General features: G+C 66.3%; 16 protein-coding genes. 9 read left to right on the forward strand and 7 right to left on the reverse strand.

From position 1 onward, the window contains the following. Positions 1–9: 9 nt before the first annotated feature. The 4 genes from G6R19_RS07015 (at position 10) to G6R19_RS07030 (ending at position 3,219) form a co-directional block, all read left to right on the forward strand. Entirely contained in the window at positions 10–795 is a 786-nt protein-coding gene (locus G6R19_RS07015) for a sulfite exporter TauE/SafE family protein (protein WP_163163659.1), read from the forward strand. A 7-nt stretch (positions 796–802) separates the two neighbouring features. Beyond that, a complete protein-coding gene (locus G6R19_RS07020; RefSeq protein ID WP_163163661.1) occupies positions 803–1,612 on the forward strand; it encodes an RNA methyltransferase in 810 nt (269 codons plus the stop codon). Positions 1,613–1,754: 142 nt separating this feature from the next. Continuing rightward, positions 1,755–2,012 carry a type B 50S ribosomal protein L31 gene (locus tag G6R19_RS07025; RefSeq protein ID WP_090956047.1) on the forward strand — a complete coding sequence of 86 codons (258 nt, stop codon included), beginning with the start codon at positions 1,755–1,757 and terminating at the stop codon, positions 2,010–2,012. 115 nt (positions 2,013–2,127) lie between these two features. After that, positions 2,128–3,219: a biotin/lipoate A/B protein ligase family protein gene (locus G6R19_RS07030; RefSeq protein WP_163163663.1), complete on the forward strand. Its 1,092-nt coding sequence runs from the start codon at positions 2,128–2,130 to the stop codon at positions 3,217–3,219. 76 nt (positions 3,220–3,295) lie between these two features. Here G6R19_RS07030 and pepN read toward each other — a convergent pair whose 3' ends face one another. Continuing rightward, positions 3,296–5,941: an aminopeptidase N gene (gene pepN / locus G6R19_RS07035; protein WP_163163665.1), complete on the reverse strand. Its 2,646-nt coding sequence runs from the start codon at positions 5,939–5,941 to the stop codon at positions 3,296–3,298. 19 nt (positions 5,942–5,960) lie between these two features. Continuing rightward, positions 5,961–6,956, reverse strand: coding sequence for a putative sulfate exporter family transporter (locus tag G6R19_RS07040; RefSeq protein ID WP_240341808.1), 996 nt, complete (start codon positions 6,954–6,956; stop codon positions 5,961–5,963). Between the two features lie 173 nt (positions 6,957–7,129). Here G6R19_RS07040 and G6R19_RS07045 point away from each other — a divergent pair, with 173 nt between their 5' ends. Genes G6R19_RS07045 through G6R19_RS07055 form a run of 3 tightly spaced genes read left to right on the forward strand, consistent with a single transcriptional unit; the run spans position 7,130 to position 10,521 of the window. Further along, the gene (locus G6R19_RS07045; protein ID WP_163163669.1) at positions 7,130–8,686 is read left to right on the forward strand and encodes a circularly permuted type 2 ATP-grasp protein; all 1,557 of its coding nucleotides are present in this window, start codon (positions 7,130–7,132) and stop codon (positions 8,684–8,686) included. 60 nt (positions 8,687–8,746) lie between these two features. Then, positions 8,747–9,673 carry an alpha-E domain-containing protein gene (locus G6R19_RS07050; RefSeq protein ID WP_163163671.1) on the forward strand — a complete coding sequence of 309 codons (927 nt, stop codon included), beginning with the start codon at positions 8,747–8,749 and terminating at the stop codon, positions 9,671–9,673. Then, a complete protein-coding gene (locus tag G6R19_RS07055) occupies positions 9,670–10,521 on the forward strand; it encodes a transglutaminase family protein (protein ID WP_163163673.1) in 852 nt (283 codons plus the stop codon). The genes G6R19_RS07050 and G6R19_RS07055 overlap by 4 nt, the downstream gene beginning before the upstream one ends. A 65-nt stretch (positions 10,522–10,586) precedes the next feature. Here G6R19_RS07055 and G6R19_RS07060 read toward each other — a convergent pair whose 3' ends face one another. The 3 genes from G6R19_RS07060 to glgC form a co-directional block, all read right to left on the reverse strand. Then, positions 10,587–11,054, reverse strand: coding sequence for a pyridoxamine 5'-phosphate oxidase family protein (locus G6R19_RS07060; protein ID WP_163163675.1), 468 nt, complete (start codon positions 11,052–11,054; stop codon positions 10,587–10,589). A gap of 16 nt (positions 11,055–11,070) precedes the next feature. Continuing rightward, positions 11,071–12,522, reverse strand: a complete 1,452-nt coding sequence (locus tag G6R19_RS07065) for an SDR family NAD(P)-dependent oxidoreductase (RefSeq protein WP_163163677.1) — start codon at positions 12,520–12,522, stop codon at positions 11,071–11,073. Between the two features lie 95 nt (positions 12,523–12,617). Next, a complete protein-coding gene (gene glgC / locus G6R19_RS07070; RefSeq protein ID WP_163163679.1) occupies positions 12,618–14,027 on the reverse strand; it encodes a glucose-1-phosphate adenylyltransferase in 1,410 nt (469 codons plus the stop codon). Between the two features lie 102 nt (positions 14,028–14,129). On the opposite strand from glgC, the gene glgA reads away from it, so the two are divergent. After that, positions 14,130–15,344 carry a glycogen synthase gene (glgA, locus tag G6R19_RS07075; protein ID WP_163163681.1) on the forward strand — a complete coding sequence of 405 codons (1,215 nt, stop codon included), beginning with the start codon at positions 14,130–14,132 and terminating at the stop codon, positions 15,342–15,344. A 70-nt stretch (positions 15,345–15,414) separates the two neighbouring features. On the opposite strand, the gene G6R19_RS07080 is transcribed toward glgA, so the two are convergent. Next, positions 15,415–17,529 carry an acyl-CoA dehydrogenase gene (locus G6R19_RS07080; protein ID WP_163163683.1) on the reverse strand — a complete coding sequence of 705 codons (2,115 nt, stop codon included), beginning with the start codon at positions 17,527–17,529 and terminating at the stop codon, positions 15,415–15,417. 61 nt (positions 17,530–17,590) lie between these two features. Beyond that, positions 17,591–18,265 (reverse strand): TetR/AcrR family transcriptional regulator, encoded by a 675-nt coding sequence (locus tag G6R19_RS07085; RefSeq protein ID WP_163164139.1) that lies wholly within the window; start codon positions 18,263–18,265, stop codon positions 17,591–17,593. An 85-nt stretch (positions 18,266–18,350) separates the two neighbouring features. On the opposite strand from G6R19_RS07085, the gene G6R19_RS07090 reads away from it, so the two are divergent. Further along, positions 18,351–19,715 carry an acetyl-CoA C-acetyltransferase gene (locus G6R19_RS07090; protein WP_163163685.1) on the forward strand — a complete coding sequence of 455 codons (1,365 nt, stop codon included), beginning with the start codon at positions 18,351–18,353 and terminating at the stop codon, positions 19,713–19,715. The last annotated feature ends 2 nt before the right edge of the window (positions 19,716–19,717 follow it).

Raw genomic sequence — 19,717 nt, forward strand, 5'->3', positions numbered from 1 at the left:
CGCAGCACCTTGGATCTTCTCAGCAGCATCTTTGTGTCCATCGCCGGCCTCTGGGCCGGCACCATCAACGCTGTGGTGGGCTCCGGAACACTGGTGACGTTCCCCGTCCTGATCGCCTTGGGCGTCACCCCGGTTGTGGCCTCCATGAGCAACGCCATGGGCCTTGTTTTTGGCACCGCCGCCGGTGCCTTCGGTTACCGCCGGGAACTGAAAGGCCGCGGCCGCCAGCTGCTTCGGCTCCTGCCGGCGTCCCTCCTGGGCGGCATCTCCGGCGCCTGGCTGCTGCTGCATCTCCCCGAACAGGTCTTCCACTACGTCGCCCCGGTCCTCCTGGTCCTGGCCCTCCTGATGGTGGTGTTCCAGCCCCGGATGCAGGCCTGGGTCCGCAACCGCGAGGAGAATCCGGAGCACGCCGTACGGGACAAGCGCCACACCGTTCTCCTGGTGATCCTCGTCTACCTTGCCGGTGTTTACGGCGGCTACTTCGTGGCTGCGCAGGGAATCCTGCTCGTCGGTATCCTGGGCGTGTTCCTCACCGGCACCATCCAGAACGCCAACGCCATGAAGAACATCCTGGTGCTGGGCGTGAACCTGGTGGCAGCCATCTCCTACCTGCTGTTCGCATTCGACCGGATCAACTGGCTGGTGGTGCTGCTCATCGCCGTCAGCTCAAGCATTGGCGGCCTGTTGGGTGCCAAGGTGGGCCGCCGGCTTTCCCCGACAGTGCTCCGCGGTGTGATCTTTGTCCTTGGCCTGGTGGCCCTCGGATTCATGATCGCGAATCTGCTGAAATAATCACCCGGTGACAATCCACTATCTCGAGTCCGCCGCCGACCCTCGCGTGACCGACTACACCCAGCTCACGGACGTGCACCTTCGCAAGCTTCGCGAACCGGCTGAGGGCATGTACATCGCCGAATCGTCCCGCGTGCTGCGCCGTGCCCTCGCCGCGGGGCACCAGCCCCGGTCCTTCTTCCTCGCGGAAAAGTGGCTGGACGACCTCCAGGACATCCTCGGCGCCTACCCGCAGGTTCCCGCCTTCATCGGCAGTGCAGCCCTGCTGGAGGAGATCACCGGGTTCCACCTCCACCGCGGTGCCATGGCCGCCATGCAGCGCCCGGCGCCTGTCCCGTTGCCCGAACTGCTGGCCGGAGCACGGCGGGTGGCCGTCCTGGAGGACATCGTGGACCACACCAACGTGGGTGCCATTTTCCGCTCCGCCGCCGCCCTGGGCATTGACGCTGTCCTTGTTTCGCCGCGCTGCGGCGACCCCCTCTACCGGCGAAGCGTCCGCGTGAGCATGGGCACCGTGTTCCAGGTGCCGTGGGCCCGCCTCACCAGCTGGCCGGAGGACCTTCATCTGCTCAAGGACCAAGGGTTCACCGTGGCCGCACTGGAGCTGACGGCGGATGCGCAGGACGTGGACGCGGTCGCTGCGCAGAATCCGGAGCGGCTCGCCCTGGTGCTGGGCACCGAAGGTGCCGGCATGAGCGCCGAGACGCTCGCCGCCGTCGACCTCGCCGTGAAGATCCCGATGCGCAACGGCGTGGATTCGCTGAATGTTGCGGCGGCATCGGCCGTTGCCTTCTGGGAGCTGCGCCCCCGGGATTAGGGGCCGGCAGGCGGTTCGCGGGCACCCCGGTTATCCGCTATTATTGATAGCTGGCTGCCCTGCGTCTTGCGGCGCGGAATGCGGCCATCCCATTCATACCTGGCAGCTGGCAAAATCCAGTTGTGCGAACAAAGGTCCCATTATGAAGTCTGATACCCACCCGAAGTACGAAGCTGTTGTTTTCAACGACCTGGCTTCCGGCGTCAAGTTCCTGACCAAGTCCACCGTTTCTTCCTCGAAGACCATCGAGTGGGAAGACGGCAACACCTACCCGGTCATCGACGTCGAAATCTCCTCTGAGTCCCACCCGTTCTACACGGGCAAGCAGCGCATCATGGACTCCGCAGGCCGCGTCGAGCGCTTCAACGCTCGCTTCAAGGGCTTCGGCGGCAAGAAGTAATTCACTTCCCTCCAAGCTTCACAGGGAAAGCCCGCACCGGCGACGGTGCGGGCTTTTCGCGTTAACGGCCGGCATCGTTTCAGGGGCCGGGCCGTTCTGGGGCAGGATGGGAAGCATGACTGCCACGCCAGCTCCAGCTGCTGATTCCACATCCCGCCGGCACGGCGAGTACAAAGTCCCCGGCGGCAAGCTCGTCGTGGTCGACCTAAACGTTGTGGACGGCCGGCTGGCCGACGTATCCGTCAGCGGGGACTTCTTCCTGGAACCCGACGAAGCGCTCCTGGACATCAACCGCGGGCTGGCGGGGTTGCCGGACACAACGACGGCGGCCGAGCTTGCCGCCGCCGTCACGGCTTCGCTGCCGGAAGGCGCCGCCCTGTTCGGCTTCTCGGCCGACGCCGTGGCGATCGCTGTCCGCCGTGCCCTCGCCAAAGCCACCTCCTGGGCGGACCACCAGTGGAACCTCATCCCGCCCACTGTCCTGCCCACCGAAATCAATGTCGCGCTCGATGAGGTCCTCACCGAGGAGGTGGGCGACGGCCGCCGCAACCCCACGCTCCGGTTCTGGGACTGGCAGGAGCCCTCAACGGTGATCGGCAGCTTCCAGTCGTACCGCAACGAGGTGGATCCCGACGGCGTGGCGAAGCACGGCATCAACGTTGTCCGCCGCATCAGCGGCGGGGGAGCGATGTTCATGGAGGCGGGCAACTGCATCACGTACTCGCTGTACCTGCCCCAGACGCTGGTGGACGGCCTTAGCTTCGCCGACTCCTACCCTTTCCTGGATGCCTGGGTCATGGCCGCGCTGGAGAAACTGGGCATCACTGCGTTCTACGTGCCGCTGAACGACATCGCCACGGACCAGGGCAAGATCGGCGGCGCGGCACAGAAGCGCCTGGCCAACGGCGGCATGCTGCACCACGTCACCATGAGCTACGACGTCGACGCCGACAAGATGGTGGAAGTGCTCCGCATCGGCAAGGAAAAGCTCTCGGACAAGGGCACCCGCAGCGCCAAGAAACGGGTGGACCCGCTCCGCCGCCAGACCGGCCTGGCCCGGGCTGAGATCATTGCGGCCATGATGGAAGTCTTCACGGAGCGCTACGGCGCCACGCCCTCAGAACTGACCGAGGCGGAACTGGCCACGGCGCGGGAGCGGGTAGACACGAAGTTCGGCACCGACGAATGGCTCCACCGGGTTCCCTGAGCTTTGACTGGACCGTAACTGCCTTGGCGGTAGGGTTCGGTGCGCAGGGGCCGCCCCTGCGCACCCAACCGGGGCTTCACTGCGCAGGAACGCTCGAAGACGGGGCTTTGATGACGGCGGCCTGGGCCGTCAGCGCCCGCAGCAGGTGGCTGCGCTGCTCCACGATGATGCGGCGCAGTGCACGGGGCGCCTCGACGTTGTCGGCCAGCCACTGGTCCGTGCGCCGAATGACGGGATGCTCCGTTGGTTCCGCCCCGTCGGCCAGGTCCTGGGCCAGGGGGTACAGGCCACGGACAATCCGGCTCGCAATCTCGATGCTCCGCCCGTCCCAGACTGCGCACAGGCACTCAAAGTACGGCTCCACGTAAGGTTCCAGCAGCTCCGCCGGTGCGGTCATGAACCCTGTGATGGTGGCGGTCAGCAGCTGGTTGGACAGTTCGTTTCCTTGAACGGCCTTCTTCCACGCTGCTGCTTTGACGTCCGGGTCCGGCCGGGCAGCGAGGGCGGTGGCGTGGCCGGCCCGCCCTGAGGCCGTGGTGTCACGGGCCAGCTCGGCGTCCAGTTCCGCCGCGATGGCCTGGCCGTTCGCCGCCAGCGCATGCCAGAAGTGCCACCGCAACTCCGCATCCACGGCCAGTCCGGTCACCGGCGACGTGCCCTCCAGCAGGCCCTTCAGCCGGGGCAGCATGGCGTCATCGTTCCTGCTGACGGTGGCGAGGGTCCTGGCCCAGGCCAACTGCTGGTCCGAGCCGGGCTGGGCGCGGTCCAGTTCCGCGGCAGCGGCTGCCAGGAACGAAGCCCGGACGGCTTCGCGGCCGGCTGCCGATGTGTAGCGTTCGACGGCGGTGCTTGCGTTGTCGAGGATGTTCAACAGGACGCCGATGCCCGGCTCAGCCGGTCCGAAGGCAGCCACAGCTTCGACGTACCGCGCGGCAGGGCTTGCGCCATCGCGGGCGGAGTTCCAGAGCGCCGTCCAGCACAGGGCACGGGCCATGGGGTCCACGATCCGGTCCAGTGCGGCCAGGGCCGTCGCCTCGGAGGCGGGATCCAGCCGGACTTTGGCATAGGTCAGGTCGTCGTCATTCACGATCAGGAGCGCGGGCCGTGGCACACCGGAGAGCTGGGGGAGCCCGGTCCGTGCCCCTGCCACATCGGTTTCGATACTTCCGGTGCGCACCAGGGCGCCGTCGGCGTCGAAATCGTAGGAGCCCACGCGCAGGCGGTGCGGGCGCAGTTCCTCGCGTCCGGTGACGGGATCGGTTGCCTCCTGGACGATCGACACGCTGCCCAGCACGCCGTCGTCCGTTGGGTCTGCGGTGATGTCCAGGGACAGCCTGGAGATGCCGGAGGTCTGCAGCCACTGCTGCGCCCAGCCGGCAAGGTCCCGGCCGGAGGAGGCGCTGAGGGCTGCCAGCAGGTCAGCCAGGGAAGTGTTGCCGTACGCGTGCTTGCGGAAGTACGCGCGGGAGCCGGCGATGAACGCCTCGAACCCCACATACGCCACGAGCTGCTTCAGCACCGACGCGCCCTTGGCGTAGGTGATGCCGTCGAAGTTCTGCTTGGCGGCCTCCAAGTCCGGGACGTCCGCCACGATCGGGTGCGTGGTGGGCAGCTGGTCCTGGACGTAGGCCCAGGCCTTGCGCTTGTTGGCGAAGTTCACCCAGGCGGTGTCCCAGTCCGTGGCGCGGTCAACGCCCAGGGTGCCCATGTAGTCGGCGAACGATTCCTTGAGCCACAGGTCATCCCACCACTGCATGGTCACGAGGTCCCCGAACCACATGTGCGCCATCTCGTGCATCAGGGTGTTGGCCCTGGCCTGGTACTGGGCGTCGGTGGCGCGGGAAGTGAAGACGTAGCTCTCCGTGAACGTCACGAGGCCGGGGTTCTCCATGGCGCCGAGGTTGTATTCGGGCACAAAGGCCTGGTCGTACTTGCCCCAGGGGTACGGGTAGTCGAAGAGCCGGTTGAAGAAGTCCAGTCCGTTCTTCGTGAGCCGGAACAGCTCGTCGGTGTCGAAGGAATCCGCCATGGAAGCCCGGCAGTACAGGGCGAGCGGCACGTCCAGGGATGTGCCGTCGTCGAGCGTCGCCTGCCAGCGGTCCTCCGCCTTGAAGTAGGGCCCGGCCAGCAGGGTGGTGATGTAGGTTGACATGGGTTCGGTGGTGGCGAAGTCCCAGGATGCGATGGACTGGTCGCCGGCAAGGAAGGTCCGGCCCGTCTCCGCGCCGTTGGAGGCGACGTGCCACCCGGCGGGAGCCGTGACGTGGAAGGTGTACGTGGCCTTGAGGTCGGGCTGTTCGAAGTTGGCGAAAACCCGGCGGGCGTCGGCGGGCTCGTACTGCGTGTAGAGGTAGCACTGGCCGTCGGCGGGATCCACGAACCGGTGCATGCCCTCGCCGGAACGGCTGTAGAGGGCGGTTCCGCTGACGGTCACCTCGTTCCGGGCCTGCAGGTTGTCCAGCCTGATCCTGGCGCCGTCCACAGCGTCCTCCACACGGAGTTCCCGGCCATTCAGGAACACGCTGTGGACATCGCCGATGAAGTCCAGGAAAGTCGAGCTGCCGGGCTGTGCCGCCGAGAAGGTAATGACGCTGCGGCTCGGGTAGCCCGCCACGTCCGGGTCCCCGGCCTGGCGCACGTCCAGCGAAACGTCGTAGCTGGTGGTGCTGATCAGGGCTGAACGTTCGGCGGCTTCGTCGCGCTGCAGATTCTCATTTGACACTCAGCTATCTAATCACGGGTTATGCGGCGATCAGCAGGGCCGCTGCGAGTCCCAGGAGTGCGATCAGGAGCCAGGATACGAGGGCGGCCAGGAGCGCACGGCCGCCGGTGTGGAGCAGCGTGCGCACCCGAACGGCGGAGCCCAAACCGAACAGCGCGGCGCCGAGCAGGATGTCCTGCAGCGCTGCTCCGGCCTCAAGCCAGCCGGCCGGAAGCCAACCGGTGGAGCGAAGGCCCACCATGGCAATGAAGCCCAGGACAAACAGGGGAACCACCGGCGGCAGTTTCGCGTCCGTGCCCTCTGCGCCCGGGCCGGGATTTGCAAACAGCCGCTGGTGGGCACCCGCCAATGCCGCCACGGGTGCCAGCAGCAGCACCCGGGTGAGTTTGACGACGACGGCGATGCCCAGCGCCGCCGTCCCTGCGGTTTGCGCCGTAGCCACCACCTGGCCCACATCGTGCACCGAGGCGCCCGTCCAGGCGCCAAAAACCGGCGCGCTGAGCTGCAGGGGGTGGACCAGGAGGGGCATAACCCCAATGGCGAGGGTCCCGCAGAGCGTCACCAGCGCCACCGGCAGGACGGTGTCCACATGCCGGATGCGGCGGACGGCGGCCATCGCACCGATGGCGGACGCACCGCAGATCGAGAACCCTGTGGCCACCAGGAGCGAGGTCACCGGGGGCAGCCGGAACAGCCGGGAGATCAGGTAGGTTCCGCCGAAGCTCACGGCCACCACCCCCGCGATCAGCACCAGGGCCAGCCAGCCCAGTCCCAGGACGTCCATAACGCTCACCTTCAGGCCCAGCAGGACAATCCCGCCGCGCATCAGGTGCTTGCCGGCGAAGTCCAGCCCCGGGCGCGCCCTGCCGGCAGTCCAGACTCCGGCCGCCGGCAGGTTGGCGGCCAGGACGCCCAGGACCACGGCCAGGGTCATGGCCGGGAGAACGGGAACGAGCCAGTGGACCAGGAGCGCTGCGGCCAGGGCAACAGCCGCCGTGGCCAGGCCTGGGAGCAACCGGTCAGCGCCGCCGGGGATGCCCGGGCCGGGCGTGGGGAGGCTTCTGCTGACTGGCACTCACCTACTGTGCCGGAAAGGACACGGAATCCACGAACCACACCACGTCCGCCAACACGCCAGAATGGATGGCAGTAATGAATTCGAAACAAAAAGATGGTTGGCTATTGGACATGTCAGACCTATTCCAGGATTACTCCGTGGCCGCCGGCCGGACCGGAGCCTACGACGAGATGTTCGCCCCCGGGCAAGAAGCGCGGGGCTCTTATGAGCAGGTGGCGGACGCCCTGCGCAAGCTTTCCCTCGCCGACGTCAGCGCGCGGGCGGACTCCATGGCGCGCACCTTCCTGGACCGTGGTGTCACCTTTGACTTCGCCGGCGAGGAGCGCCCCTTCCCGCTCGATATCGTCCCCCGGGTGATCCCCGCGGCGGAATGGGACGTGCTTGAACGCGGCGTCGCCCAGCGCGTGCACGCACTCGAGGCCTTCCTCAACGACGTGTACGACAAAATGAACGTGGTGTCCGACGGCGTGATACCCCGGCAGCTGGTGACTACGAGCGCGCACTTCCACCGCCAGGTCCACGGCTTCGAACCGGCCGGCGGCGTCCGCGTGCACATCTCCGGCATCGACGTTGTCCGTGATGCAGCCGGAACCTTCCGGGTGCTGGAGGACAACGTGCGCGTCCCCTCCGGCGTCAGCTATGTCCTGGAAAACCGGCGCGCCATGGCCAAGGGCCTGCCCGAAGCCTTCGGCCAGCAGCTCATCCGCCCGGTGGAGGAGTACCCCCGCCGGCTCCTCTCGGCCCTGCGCAAAACCGCGCCCGCCGGCGTGGACGATCCCACCGTCGTCGTCCTGACCCCCGGGGTGTTCAACAGCGCCTACTTTGAGCACACCCTGCTCGCGGGCCTGATGGGTGTTGAACTGGTGGAAGGCCGAGACCTCATCTGCCGCGGCAACCGCGTCTACATGCGCACCACGGCCGGCGAGCAGCGCGTGGACGTCATCTACAAACGGATCGACGACGACTTCCTAGACCCGCTGCAGTTCCGGGCCGATTCAATGCTCGGCTGTCCCGGACTCGTCAACGCCGCCCGGGCAGGCGGGGTGACCATCGCCAACGCAGTGGGCAACGGCGTCGCGGATGACAAACTGGTCTACAGTTACGTCCCTGACCTCATCCGCTACTACCTCAACGAGGAACCCATCATCGCGAACGTGGACACCTTCCGCCTGGAGGAGAAGGAAGCGCGCGAGTACACCCTGGACAACCTGTCAGAGCTCGTGGTCAAGCCGGTGGACGGCTCCGGCGGCAAGGGCCTGGTTATCGGCCCGGACGCCTCCAGGGACGAACTCGACGCCCTCCGCCAGCGGGTCATCGCAGACCCCCGCGGCTGGATCGCCCAGCCGGTGCTGCAGCTCTCCACCGTGCCCACGCTGAGCGGGGACAAGTTCGGCCCCCGCCACGTGGACCTGCGGCCTTTTGCCGTGAACGACGGCGACAACGTCTGGGTGCTCCCCGGCGGCCTTACCCGCGTGGCACTGAAGGAAGGGTCGCTGATCGTGAACTCCAGCCAGGGCGGCGGCTCCAAGGACACCTGGGTCCTTGCCGATTCGCCCCACCTGCCGGTGGAGACCGTGCCGCGGCAGTCCATCTCCGTCCGCGAGCGGGTGTCCGTGTGGCCGGTCGAAAGCAACTGGCGCGACCGCCAGTCGGAGCAGCAGCAGTGAACCGGCCCATGACCGCGCCAATGTCCTTTTCAGTGTCGGGCCTGCAGGAGGTAGCCGCGAATGCTTAGCCGAATTGCCGAGTCCCTTTTTTGGATTGGCCGTTATGTGGAGCGTGCCGATGGCACGGCGCGTATCCTCGATGTGCACCTGGAGCGGCTGAACCACCTGCCCATGGACGAACGCAAAAGCGTGGCGCAGGAACTCCTGGCCGTGATGGGCGCCCGCCCGCAGAGCGAGGACTTCGGGCTGCCGGAACTGCTCCACGCCCTGGCCTACGACAAGACCAGCGCCACCTCCATTGCCGGTTCACTGGGAGCCGCACGCGAGAACGCCCGCCGTGCCCGCGAAACGGTTTCCTCCGGCCTCTGGGAAAGCCTCAACACCACGTACTACGGGCTGAGCCAGCACCGCAAGGACGTGGTGGGCACCTACCGCTTCTGCAACTGGACGCTGGAACGCACCGCCATGGTGAGCGGCCTGGCGGACACCACGGTGAGCCATGACGAAAGCTGGCTCTTCCTGGTGCTGGGACGCTCCCTGGAACGGGCCGACATGACGGCGCGCATGCTCTCCACCCGCGACGTCCTGTCAGCAGGCATGTCCTGGGTCAACATGCTCCGGTGCGCGGGTGCCTACGAATCCTTCCTGCGTACCCGGCGCGCCGCCTTCGGTGACCAGCACGCCGCCGAGTTCCTGCTCCTGGACCGGCTGTTCCCGCGGTCCATTGTCTACGCGCTGCGGGACGCTGACGAGTGCCTCGCCAAGCTGGATCCGTCTGCGCAGCGCGTCGGCTTCATCAACGACGCCCGCCGGATCGTGGGCCAGGCCCGCACGTTCCTTGAGTTCCACCGCACGGACGACCTCATGGCCGAGCTGCCCGAACACATGGAACGCGTGCAGAAGGCAGTATCCCAGGCCTCGGACGCCATTTCCCGTAAGTACTTCAATCAGGCCGACGAACTGGCTTGGGTGGGAGAAGTTTCATGACCCGGCTGAGCATCGTGCACAAGACGGCCTACAAGTACAACAAGCGGGTCACGCTGTCCTATAACGAGGCCCGCATGACGCCCCTCACGGATTCCCAGCAGGTGGTGCTGGAATCGGTGGTCAAGGTCTCGCCGTCGCAGGCTGCGGTGAGCACGTACCGCGACTACTGGGGGACCAGGGTCACGGCATTCGACATGCAAATGCCGCACGAGCACCTCGAGGTGGTCTCCAACATCACGGTGGAAGTACACCGTGCCGAGAAGATCCCCTCCGAGTCCGACATCGTGGGCTGGGATGTCCTCGCCTCGCCCGGGACGCTCAATACGTACAGCGACTGGCTGCCCCAGTCCCGGCTGAGCGGTCCCGGGGACGAGGTCCTGGGCCTCATCCCGGAGGTGGTGGCGGGGAAGAACCCGCACGACGCCGCCATGGCAGTCTTCGAGTGGATGCGCGGCGAGATGACCTACATGTCCGGCTCCACCGCTGTCACCACGAACGCAGAGGAGGCCTGGGGGCAGCGCCAGGGCGTGTGCCAGGACCTCGCCCACCTCGCCATCGGCGCGCTGCGGAGCTGCGGAATCCCGGCCCGGTATGTCTCGGGCTACCTGCACCCGCGTTCCAGCGCCGGCATCGGCGAAACGGTCGCCGGGCAGTCACACGCCTGGCTGGAGTTCTGGGACGGTGACTGGCGCAGCTGGGATCCCACCAACCACAAGCCTGCCGGCGACTTCCACGTCACCGTGGCACGGGGGCGGGACTACCGCGATGTGCCCCCGCTGAAAGGCATCTTGTCCGGTGGCGGCGGGTCGGCTCTTAACGTCAGCGTGGAGATCACCCAGCTGGCCTGAGCGGCAGGCCCGGACCAACAGCAGTGAACACCAGGGGCGTCCACATCCGTGGACGCCCCTGGTGTTTACTCCGGCGATGCCTTGGCGACTCCGCTGAGCTGGGTCCACCACGTGAGCGGTTCCGTTACCTTGAACCGCCGGCCGGTGACGCTGTCCGGTGCGATCCGGACGAACGCATCCTTGTTGCCCGCCTGCCAGGGGAAAAGGTAAAGCCCGGCAGTAGCCAGGACCTGGTCTGTTCCAGTGACCACCTCGGCAGTGCCTTTGACCACCACGCTCCAGGCCAATGCGGTGTCCGGATCCACGCCGTCGGCCTCCAGTGCCACCGCCGCGCCTTTCGACGCGCCAGCGAGCTTTGTGCCTTCCCCAGTGCGGAAAACAAGTGTTCCGCCGTCCACTGTGTAGTTGATGGGGAAAATATCCGGGCGCCCGTCGGCCAGGACAGCAAGCCTGCCGACGGACACCGTCCGCAGCATGGCCCAGCACTCGTGGTGTTCCAGATTCTGTACGTCGGGGGCAGTCTCGTGGCTCATGCCGCCGAGCATACGCCTACCAGGGGCTTGGCTTGTAGTCCTTGAGGAACACGCCGTACTGGTCCTCGCCGTTCTCGCCCATCACGATCGGATCGTAGACCCGTGCAGCCCCGTCCACCAGGTCCAGGGGCGCGTGGAAGCCTTCCTCCATCAGCCGTACCTTGGTGAAGTGCGGCCGCTCGTCAGTAATCCAGCCGGTATCGACGGCGGTCATCAGGATGCCGTCTCTGTCCAGCATCTCCTGGGCGCTGGTGCGGGTCATCATGTTCAGCGCCGCCTTGGCCATGTTGGTGTGCGGGTGGCCGGGGCCCTTGTAGGCACGGGAGAACTGCCCCTCCATGGCGGAGACGTTCACGATGTACTTCCGCCGCGCGGTGGACTGCTTCATGGCCGAGCGCAGCCTGCTGACCAGAAGGAACGGCGCCGTGACGTTACAGAGCTGCACCTCGAGCATTTCGAGCGGGTCCACCTCGTCCACCACCTGCGTCCAACTGTTAATCGTCGCGAGGTCCGGAACCAGTCCGCCGGCGTCGATCGCTGTTCCCGAGGCGATCCGCTCCAGCGAAGCGGAACCGGTGGAGAGCGCCAGCGAGGTGATGGCATCGCCGGCCAGGACCGGGTGCTCAGTGACGCTGCTTGCCAAAGCAAGGGGGTGCTTGTCGTGGGCGTGGCCGAAGGTGACCAGCTCGGGGCCGCCGTTGGCCTGCTCCAGGGCTGCGGGCAGCGGTTCGTCCTCAGCGTCCACCAGCGGCTTGTAGGCGTTACCGGACCGGCGCACCGTCTGGGCAGCGTTATTGATAATGATGTCCAGCGGGCCGGCCTCGTTCAGTGAGTCGGTCAATGCCATGACCTGGGCAGGGTCGCGCAGGTCGATGCCCACGATGCGGAGCCGGTGCAGCCACTCGCCGCTGTCCTCCATGGCGGCAAAGCGGCGGGCCGCGTCCTTGGGGAACCGTGTGGTGATGGTGGTATGGGCGCCGTCACGGAGCAGCCGGAGCGCGATGTACATACCGATCTTGGCCCGCCCGCCGGTGAGCAGCGCGCGGCGGCCGGTCAGGTCCGTGCGGGCGTCGCGCTTGCCGTGGTTGAACGCGGCGCACTCAGGGCAGAGCTGATGGTAAAAGGCGTCAACCTGGGTGTAGTGCTGCTTGCAGATGTAGCACGGCCGGGACCGGATGAGATGGCCGGCCACCTTGCCGGTGGCGGAAGGAGCCAGTTTGTTCCCGCGGGTTTCGTCGTCGATCCGGTCCGGCGCAGCGGTGGCAGTCTGGGCAATCACTGCCCGGTCCGTCTCGGAGATCAGGTCCCGCTTGGTGACGCGGCGGTGCCTCTTGACGGCCTTGAACATTTTGCCGGTGGCACGGCGCACCGAAACGTAGTCCGGATGCTCCTCGTCATAGGCGTGGATCGTGTTGAGGACCTTGAGGCAGGCCTGGATTTCCTCAGGCGTCAGATCGGGGGAGCTCATTGTACCGATTTTACAGCCTGGGAGTCCCCGCCGGCCCCACCATCAACAGGGCCGGCAGCGGGGGAGCGCCCGGCCCGGGCGCTCCCGGCGGGCGATCAGGAAATACTCGCGCCAGGCGCCATTTCCGCCGCTGCCGCAGCGTGCGTTTTGGCGACCTTGTCGACGGACTCGCGAACGTCCGGGTACTGCGCGGCTGCGGCCTTGACGGCGTTGGGCACAAGATGCAGGTTGGCGGCCGCGAGCTTGCGCTCTTCTTCGCCGGGCTCCGGAACTTCCTGGCCCTTGGACAGCACGGTAATCCCGGAATCGGTGACCTTGAAGCCGCGGGCGCGGTCCAGTTCGGGGTCCAGCCCAATCGCCGCGCCGGCCGGCACCTTGACGTTTTTGTCGATGATGGCCCGGTTGATAACCGCGCCCTCGCCGATCTGCACCTTGTCCATCAGCACCGAATCGATAACCCGGCTGCTGGTTGCCACAAAGACGTCGTTGGAGAGGACCGAGCCCTCCACAACACCGCCGGAAATCACCACGCCGCTGGAAACGATCGAGTCCAGTGCAGTGCCCACCGTGTTGTTCTGGCCGCGGACGAATTTGGCCGGCGGCGAAATGCTCTGCCGCGTGTAGATGGGCCATTCGGAGTTGTACAGGTTGAAGACCGGCAGCGGGGAGATGAGGTCCATGTGGGCATCGTAGAAGGAGTCGATGGTGCCGACGTCGCGCCAGTAGGTGCGGTCCCGCTCGGTGGAGCCGGGGATGTCGTTGAGGGTGAAGTCGTAGACGCCCGCTTCGCCCTGGTTCACGAAGTAGGGGATGATGTCCCCGCCCATGTCGTGCTTGGTGTCGAGCCGCTCGGCGTCGACATGCAGCGCCGCGACCAGTGCGTCGGCGTCGAAGACGTAGTTGCCCATGGAGGCCAGGAACTGTGAGGGGTCCGCTGCGAGGCCAGGGGTGCTGGCGGGCTTCTCCACAAAGGCGGCAATCTTCTGGGGATCGTTCTGGTCCACTTCGATGACGCCGAACTGGTCCGCCATGTGCAGGGGCTGCCGCACTGCGGCGACCGTGGCCTTGGCACCGCTGTTGACGTGCTGCGCCACCATCTGGGCAAAGTCCATGCGGTAAACGTGGTCCGCGCCGACCACCACCACGATGTCGGGGTTGGCGTCATGGATGAGGTTCAGCGACTGGTAGATGGCGTTGGCGCTGCCGAGGAACCAGCTCTTGCCCACGCGCTGCTGCGCCGGGACGGAGGCAACGTAGTTGCCCAGCTGCGTGGACATGCGCCAGGTCTCGGAGATATGCCGGTCCAGGCTGTGCGATTTGTACTGGGTGAGCACAACGATCTGCAGGTAGCGGGAATTCACCAGGTTGGACAAGGCAAAATCGATCAGGCGGTAGCTTCCCGCGAAGGGCACCGCGGGTTTCGCGCGGTCTGCCGTCAGTGGCATCAGTCTGTTTCCCTCGCCGCCTGCGAGGACAATGGCCAGGACTCTTTTGTTCAACGGCATAATGGTCGCTCCTGTACGCCTTCGTAACTCCCCAAGACAGTCCGGCATGCCCGGACTCCTTCACACTAGAACAGTTATGCGTGAAGGACTACCTTGGGTCTTGTGCGAATAGACATTGTGACTAAAGAGTTTCCGCCGGAGATCTATGGTGGCGCGGGTGTCCACGTGGCCGAATTGAGCAGGGTGCTTAGTAAGCACGTTGACCTGCACGTTCGTGCATTTGGGGCTCCCCGCGACGCCGACTATCATGGCGCGGCGGTGACGTCCTACTCCGTGCCGGAGGATCTCGGCTCGGCCAACGCCGCGGTGCAGACGCTGGGCGTTGACCTGCGGATCGTCCCGGACGTCGAAGGTGCGGACCTGGTCCATTCGCATACCTGGTACGCCAACATGGCCGGGCACCTCGCGTCCCTGCTCCACGGGATTCCGCATGTTCTCAGCGCCCACAGCCTCGAGCCGCTCCGCCCGTGGAAGGCAGAGCAGCTCGGCGGAGGCTATGCGCTGTCCTCCTGGGTGGAGAAGACCGCCTATGAGGCTGCAGCAGCCATCATCGCCGTGTCGGAGGGCATGCGTCAGGACATCCTGCGCAGCTACCCCAACGTGGACCCGGCCAAGGTGCGGGTGGTCCACAACGGCATCGACGTCGAGCTATGGAACCGCGACGAGAACAGCGACGCCGTCCGCGCCCTGGGTATCGATCCGGACAAGCCAAGCGTGGTCTTTGTGGGGAGAAACACCCGCCAGAAGGGGGTTCCCTACCTCCTGCGGGCCGCCGCGAAGCTTCCGGCCGACGTCCAGCTGGTCCTCTGCTTGGGCGCCGCAGACACTCCGGAACTGGCCGCGGAGACTGCCCGCCTGATCGAGGACCTGCAGCGGGAGCGCACCGGCGTTGTCCTGATCGAGCGCATGCTGCCCCGCAACGAGCTCATCCAGGTCCTCAGCCACGCCACGGCCTTCGCCTGCCCCTCCATCTACGAGCCCCTCGGCATCGTCAACCTTGAAGCCATGGCCTGCGGCGCAGCAGTTGTGGCGAGCGCCACCGGCGGTATCCCCGAGGTGGTGGATCACGGCCGGACCGGCCTCCTGGTTGACCTTGAGCAGGTGACGGACGGTACCGGAACACCCCTTGACCCGGAAAAGTTCGTCACCGAGTTCGCCGCTGCCCTCACTGAGGTCGTCTCGGACCCGGAGCGCGCACGCGCCATGGGACAGGCCGGCCGGCTGCGGGCCGAACAGCACTTCTCGTGGGAATCCATCACCGAGACCACGCTTGAGGTGTACCGTTCAGTGCTTCCGGCACAGGGCCAGCCCTCGTAGCTAAATGACGACGGCGCCGCCCCCTCGCAAGGGGAGCGGCGCCGTCGTCGTTCCTGGCATTAGGGGACGGTCAGTTGCGCTTGCCTGCAACGGTACGGGCTATCAGCACCTTTTCGTCCACCGGGGCCTGGCCGTTGGCGCGCTGGCTCCGAAAGTAGGCGCGGGCCTCGTCCTGCCGCTTTTTCTCGGCACCGGTGGCGATGGTTGCTCGCACGTGCTGCTCGCCGTAACCGAAGGCGTCCACCAGGTCCACGGCATGCGGGCGGAGTTTGACCAGCAGCCGGTTGATGTACTCGCCCACCGTGCGGCCCCGCTGCATGGAAAGGCGGCCGTTCATGAGGTACCAGGACAGGTTTTTTTCGATCAGGGAGAGGCCGAAGAGGTCGCGCAGCCAGGTCAGCACCTGTTTCGTGCCGGGATCGGTGACAGCGCGGAGCGCGTCCGTGAACGCCTCCCACTGGAGCAGCTCGGCGTGCGCCTGGGCTGCGTCGATGAGTTCATTCTGGTGCCGGTTGAATAGGGCCGCACCCTTCTCCTGCGACAATCTGCCCGTGCCCTTAAGCGCTGTGGCAGCTTCAGCCACCATGGTCTGGACACGGTCGGTGAGGAGCGCGCGCTGGCTTTCCTCGTCCCGCAGCGCAATGGCCGCCTTCTGCACGGAACCGGTGTCCGCGACGAACTGTGCCACCTGGCGCAGGCCGGTGCGGTGGATGGCGGCGCCGGTAGCCTGGCCCACCACGTAACGGGCCAGCACTCCGAAGTCGACACTGCGGAATTCCTTGGCGTAGTCAGCCAGCAGCCGTTTGGCGACGAGCTGCAGCAGCACGGTGTTGTCGCCCTCGAAGGTGGCGTAGACGTCCAGGTCGGCCCGCAGCGACGCGAAGCGGTTCTCGATCAGGAACCCGGCGCCGCCGCAGGCTTCGCGGCATTCCTGCAGGGTATCCAGGGCATGCCAGGTGCTCAGCGGTTTCAGTGCTGCAGCGAGGGTTTCCAGGTCCTGGCGGTCTTCGTCCGTGTCATGGGCGCCGGAGAACACGTCGTCGAATTTTTCCAGCAGCTGCTCGTGCGCGAAGCTGGCCGCGTACGTGGTGGCCAGCCGCGTGAACAGGCGCTTTTGGTGGCGCTGGTAATCGAGGAGCACTTCCTCCTCGGTGTGGGATGAGGCATTGAACTGGCGGCGCTCGGTGGCGTACTGGATTGCCGCCTTCAAGGCCACTTTGGATGCGGCCACGGCGGCGCCATCGAGGGATACCCGGCCCTGCACCAGGGTTCCCAGCATGGTGAAGAAGCGGCGGCCGGGGCTGGCGATGGGGGAGCTGTACCGGCCGTCGGCATCCACGTCCCCGTACCGGTTCAGCAGGTTGGTCCGGGGGATCCGGACATTGGTGAAGTGCAGCCTGCCGTTGTCGATGCCGTTGAGGCCGCCCTTAACACCGTCGTCCTCGCCTCCGATGCCCGGCAGGAATTCTTTTGTCGCGGGGTCCCGGAGATCCACATAGAACGCGTGAACCCCGTGGTTGACGCCCCGGGTAACCAGCTGGGCGAAGACCACTGCGCCCAGGCCGTCAGTGGCCGCGTTTCCGATGTAGTCCTTCCAGGCAGCACGGAAGGGGGTGTGCACGACGAATTCGTCAGTGGAGGGGTCGTAGGTGGCGGTGGTGGCGATGCTGGCCACGTCCGAGCCGTGCCCTGTCTCCGTCATGGCGAAGCACCCCGGGATCTCGAGGTTCATGATGCCCGGAAGCCATCTGGCGTGGTGTTCGGCAGTCCCGAGGTGCATAACCGCGGAACCAAAGAGCCCCCATTGGACGCCGGCTTTGATCTGCAGCGAAGGGTCCGCCACCACCAGTTCCTCAAAACCGGCAATGTTCCCGCCGTGGTCGTCCGAGCCGCCCAGGGACTCGGGAAACGCGCGGTGCACGGCCTCGTTCTCCACGAGGTATTGCAACTGGCCGAACACCCTGGCGCGGTGTTCAGTGTGCGTCAGGCCTTCGATCTTGTGCAGCTCGGGTGACGCTGCGAGGTTCCGGGCCTGGAGCCGCACTGCGGCCCACTTGCCAAGGAGCTGCTCACCCAGCGCGTCGACGTCGACGGCGGGCTGTGCGGAGGCTGCTCCGGAGGCGGCAGCGGCCACCGTGGTGGGGCGGCGCCTGTTTCCAGCGGGACGGTCCACTAGTTCAGTCATGTCAATGTCCTTCGTTGGTGCTGACAGATGGGTTGGTGGTGCTGCGGCAAAGCAAGGGGGATCACGCGTCGGGGGCGGACAGCTTGGGCAGTTCAGGAGCGATGCCAACGCACAGCCAGGCGGTGATCTGCCGCGCCATCGCCTCCTGCCCTGGTTTTGTTGGGGAGTCCGGCGTACTTAGCCACTGTTCACCGGCGTTCCGGACCAGCCCGATTGCCGCTTTGGGCCAGTAGCCGATGACGGCCTCCTTGCCGTCCCCCAAATGCGAACGCATGGGGGTGGCAATCATGTCGGCGACGGCTTCAAAGAAGTGTCCCAGCGCAGCCGATCCCGCCGCAGGATCCCGCGTAGTTGCCGGTTCCGCTGCGGCATGACGTGTCACAAAGGTGTAGACGTTGGGGCTCGTACTGGCCATCTGAAGGTAGGCGGTGACCATTGCCAGCAAACCTTCACGCGGAGTGACGGCGCTCTGTGCAGCCTCCTGGATCCGGCGCTGCATCTGGCTGAGGACAACTTCGCCCACAGCCTGCTGCAGCCCGGCCTTGTCCCCGAAATAGCGGTAGAAGACAGACTTGGAGGTACCCGCGGCGGCGGCAATGTCCTCCATGGAGGCGTCGCTGCCCAGTGCGTGCACCGCCCGGCGGGCTGACTTGATCAGCTCCCTGCGCCGCTCCTCCCGGTGGCTCTGCCAGCGGGACGAGCGGCCGTCACCAGGCCCGGCGGCAACGGCGGGCATCTGCCCTGCTTCCTGGATGTTCACGATACCCAGCGTATCAGGTACGCTGGGTATCGGTAATCGAACGTGACCCGAGGAGATAGCCATGTCCATTGACGGACAGCCCACCACCGGACCCGACGCCGCCGGAACTCCCGCCGCAACCTCCGCCCCTGCACCCCGCAGGGCCGTCATTGTGGGAGGCAACCGCATCCCGTTTGCGCGGTCCGGCGGGGCCTATGCCAAGTCCTCGAACCAGGACATGCTGACTGCTGCCCTGGACGGACTGATCGCACGGTTCGGGCTGCAGGATGAACGCATCGGGGAAGTGGGCGCCGGTGCAGTGCTGAAGCATTCAAGGGACTTCAATCTCACCCGTGAGGCCGTCCTCGGATCCGCACTGTCCCCGGAGACGCCTGCCTACGACCTCCAGCAGGCCTGCGCCACAGGGCTGGAAACTGTCGTAGGACTGTCCAACAAGATCAAGCTGGGCCAGATCGACTCCGCGATCGCCGGCGGCGTCGACTCTGCCTCTGATGCACCCGTGGTGGTCAGCGAAGGACTCCGTGAGGTGATCCTGGACCTCAACCGGGCAAAAACCCTTCCACAGCGGCTGCAGATCCTCAGCCGCCTGCGGCCCAAGGACCTGGCGCCGCTGGCGCCCGGAACGGCCGAGCCGAGGACGGGGCTGTCCATGGGGGAGCACCAGGCACTGACCACGGCACAGTGGAAGATTTCGCGGGAGGCGCAGGATGAAGTGGCCCTGAACAGCCACCGGAACCTCGCTGCCGCCTACGAGGCCGGATTCTTCGACGACCTTCTCACCCCGTACCGGGGGCTGGCGCGGGACGGCAACCTGCGGCCCGATACTTCGCTGGAAAAACTCGCAACCCTGAAGCCGGTCTTTGGCAGGAACCTCGGTGCCGATGCGACCATGACAGCCGGCAACTCCACCCCGTTGACGGACGGCGCCTCCACTGTGCTGCTGTCCTCCGAAGAGTGGGCCGACGCCCGCGACCTGCCCAAGCTGGCCGCTGTGGTGGACGCCGAAGCCGCCGCGGTGGACTTTGTGCACGGGAAGGACGGCCTGCTGATGGCACCGGTCTTCGCCGTGCCCAGGCTGCTCTCCCGGCACGGACTCACCCTGGACGACTTTGACTTCATCGAAATCCACGAAGCCTTCGCGGCCACCGTCCTCAGCATGCTGGCAGCCTGGGAGGACGAGGAATTCGGGCGGACCCGGCTGGGGCTGCCTGGTGCCTTTGGCAAAATCGACCGGTCGAAGTTGAATGTCAACGGGTCCTCGCTTGCCGCGGGCCATCCGTTCGCCGCTACCGGCGGCCGGATTGTGGCTTCGCTCGCCAAGACGCTCCACGAAAAAGCCAGCACCGAAGGCCGTCCAGTACGGGGCCTCGTCTCGGTCTGTGCAGCCGGCGGACTTGGCGTCGCGGCGATTCTTGAATCACTGTAGGG

Source organism: Arthrobacter sp. Alg241-R88 (genome assembly GCF_900537115.1).
GTDB lineage: Bacteria > Actinomycetota > Actinomycetes > Actinomycetales > Micrococcaceae > Arthrobacter.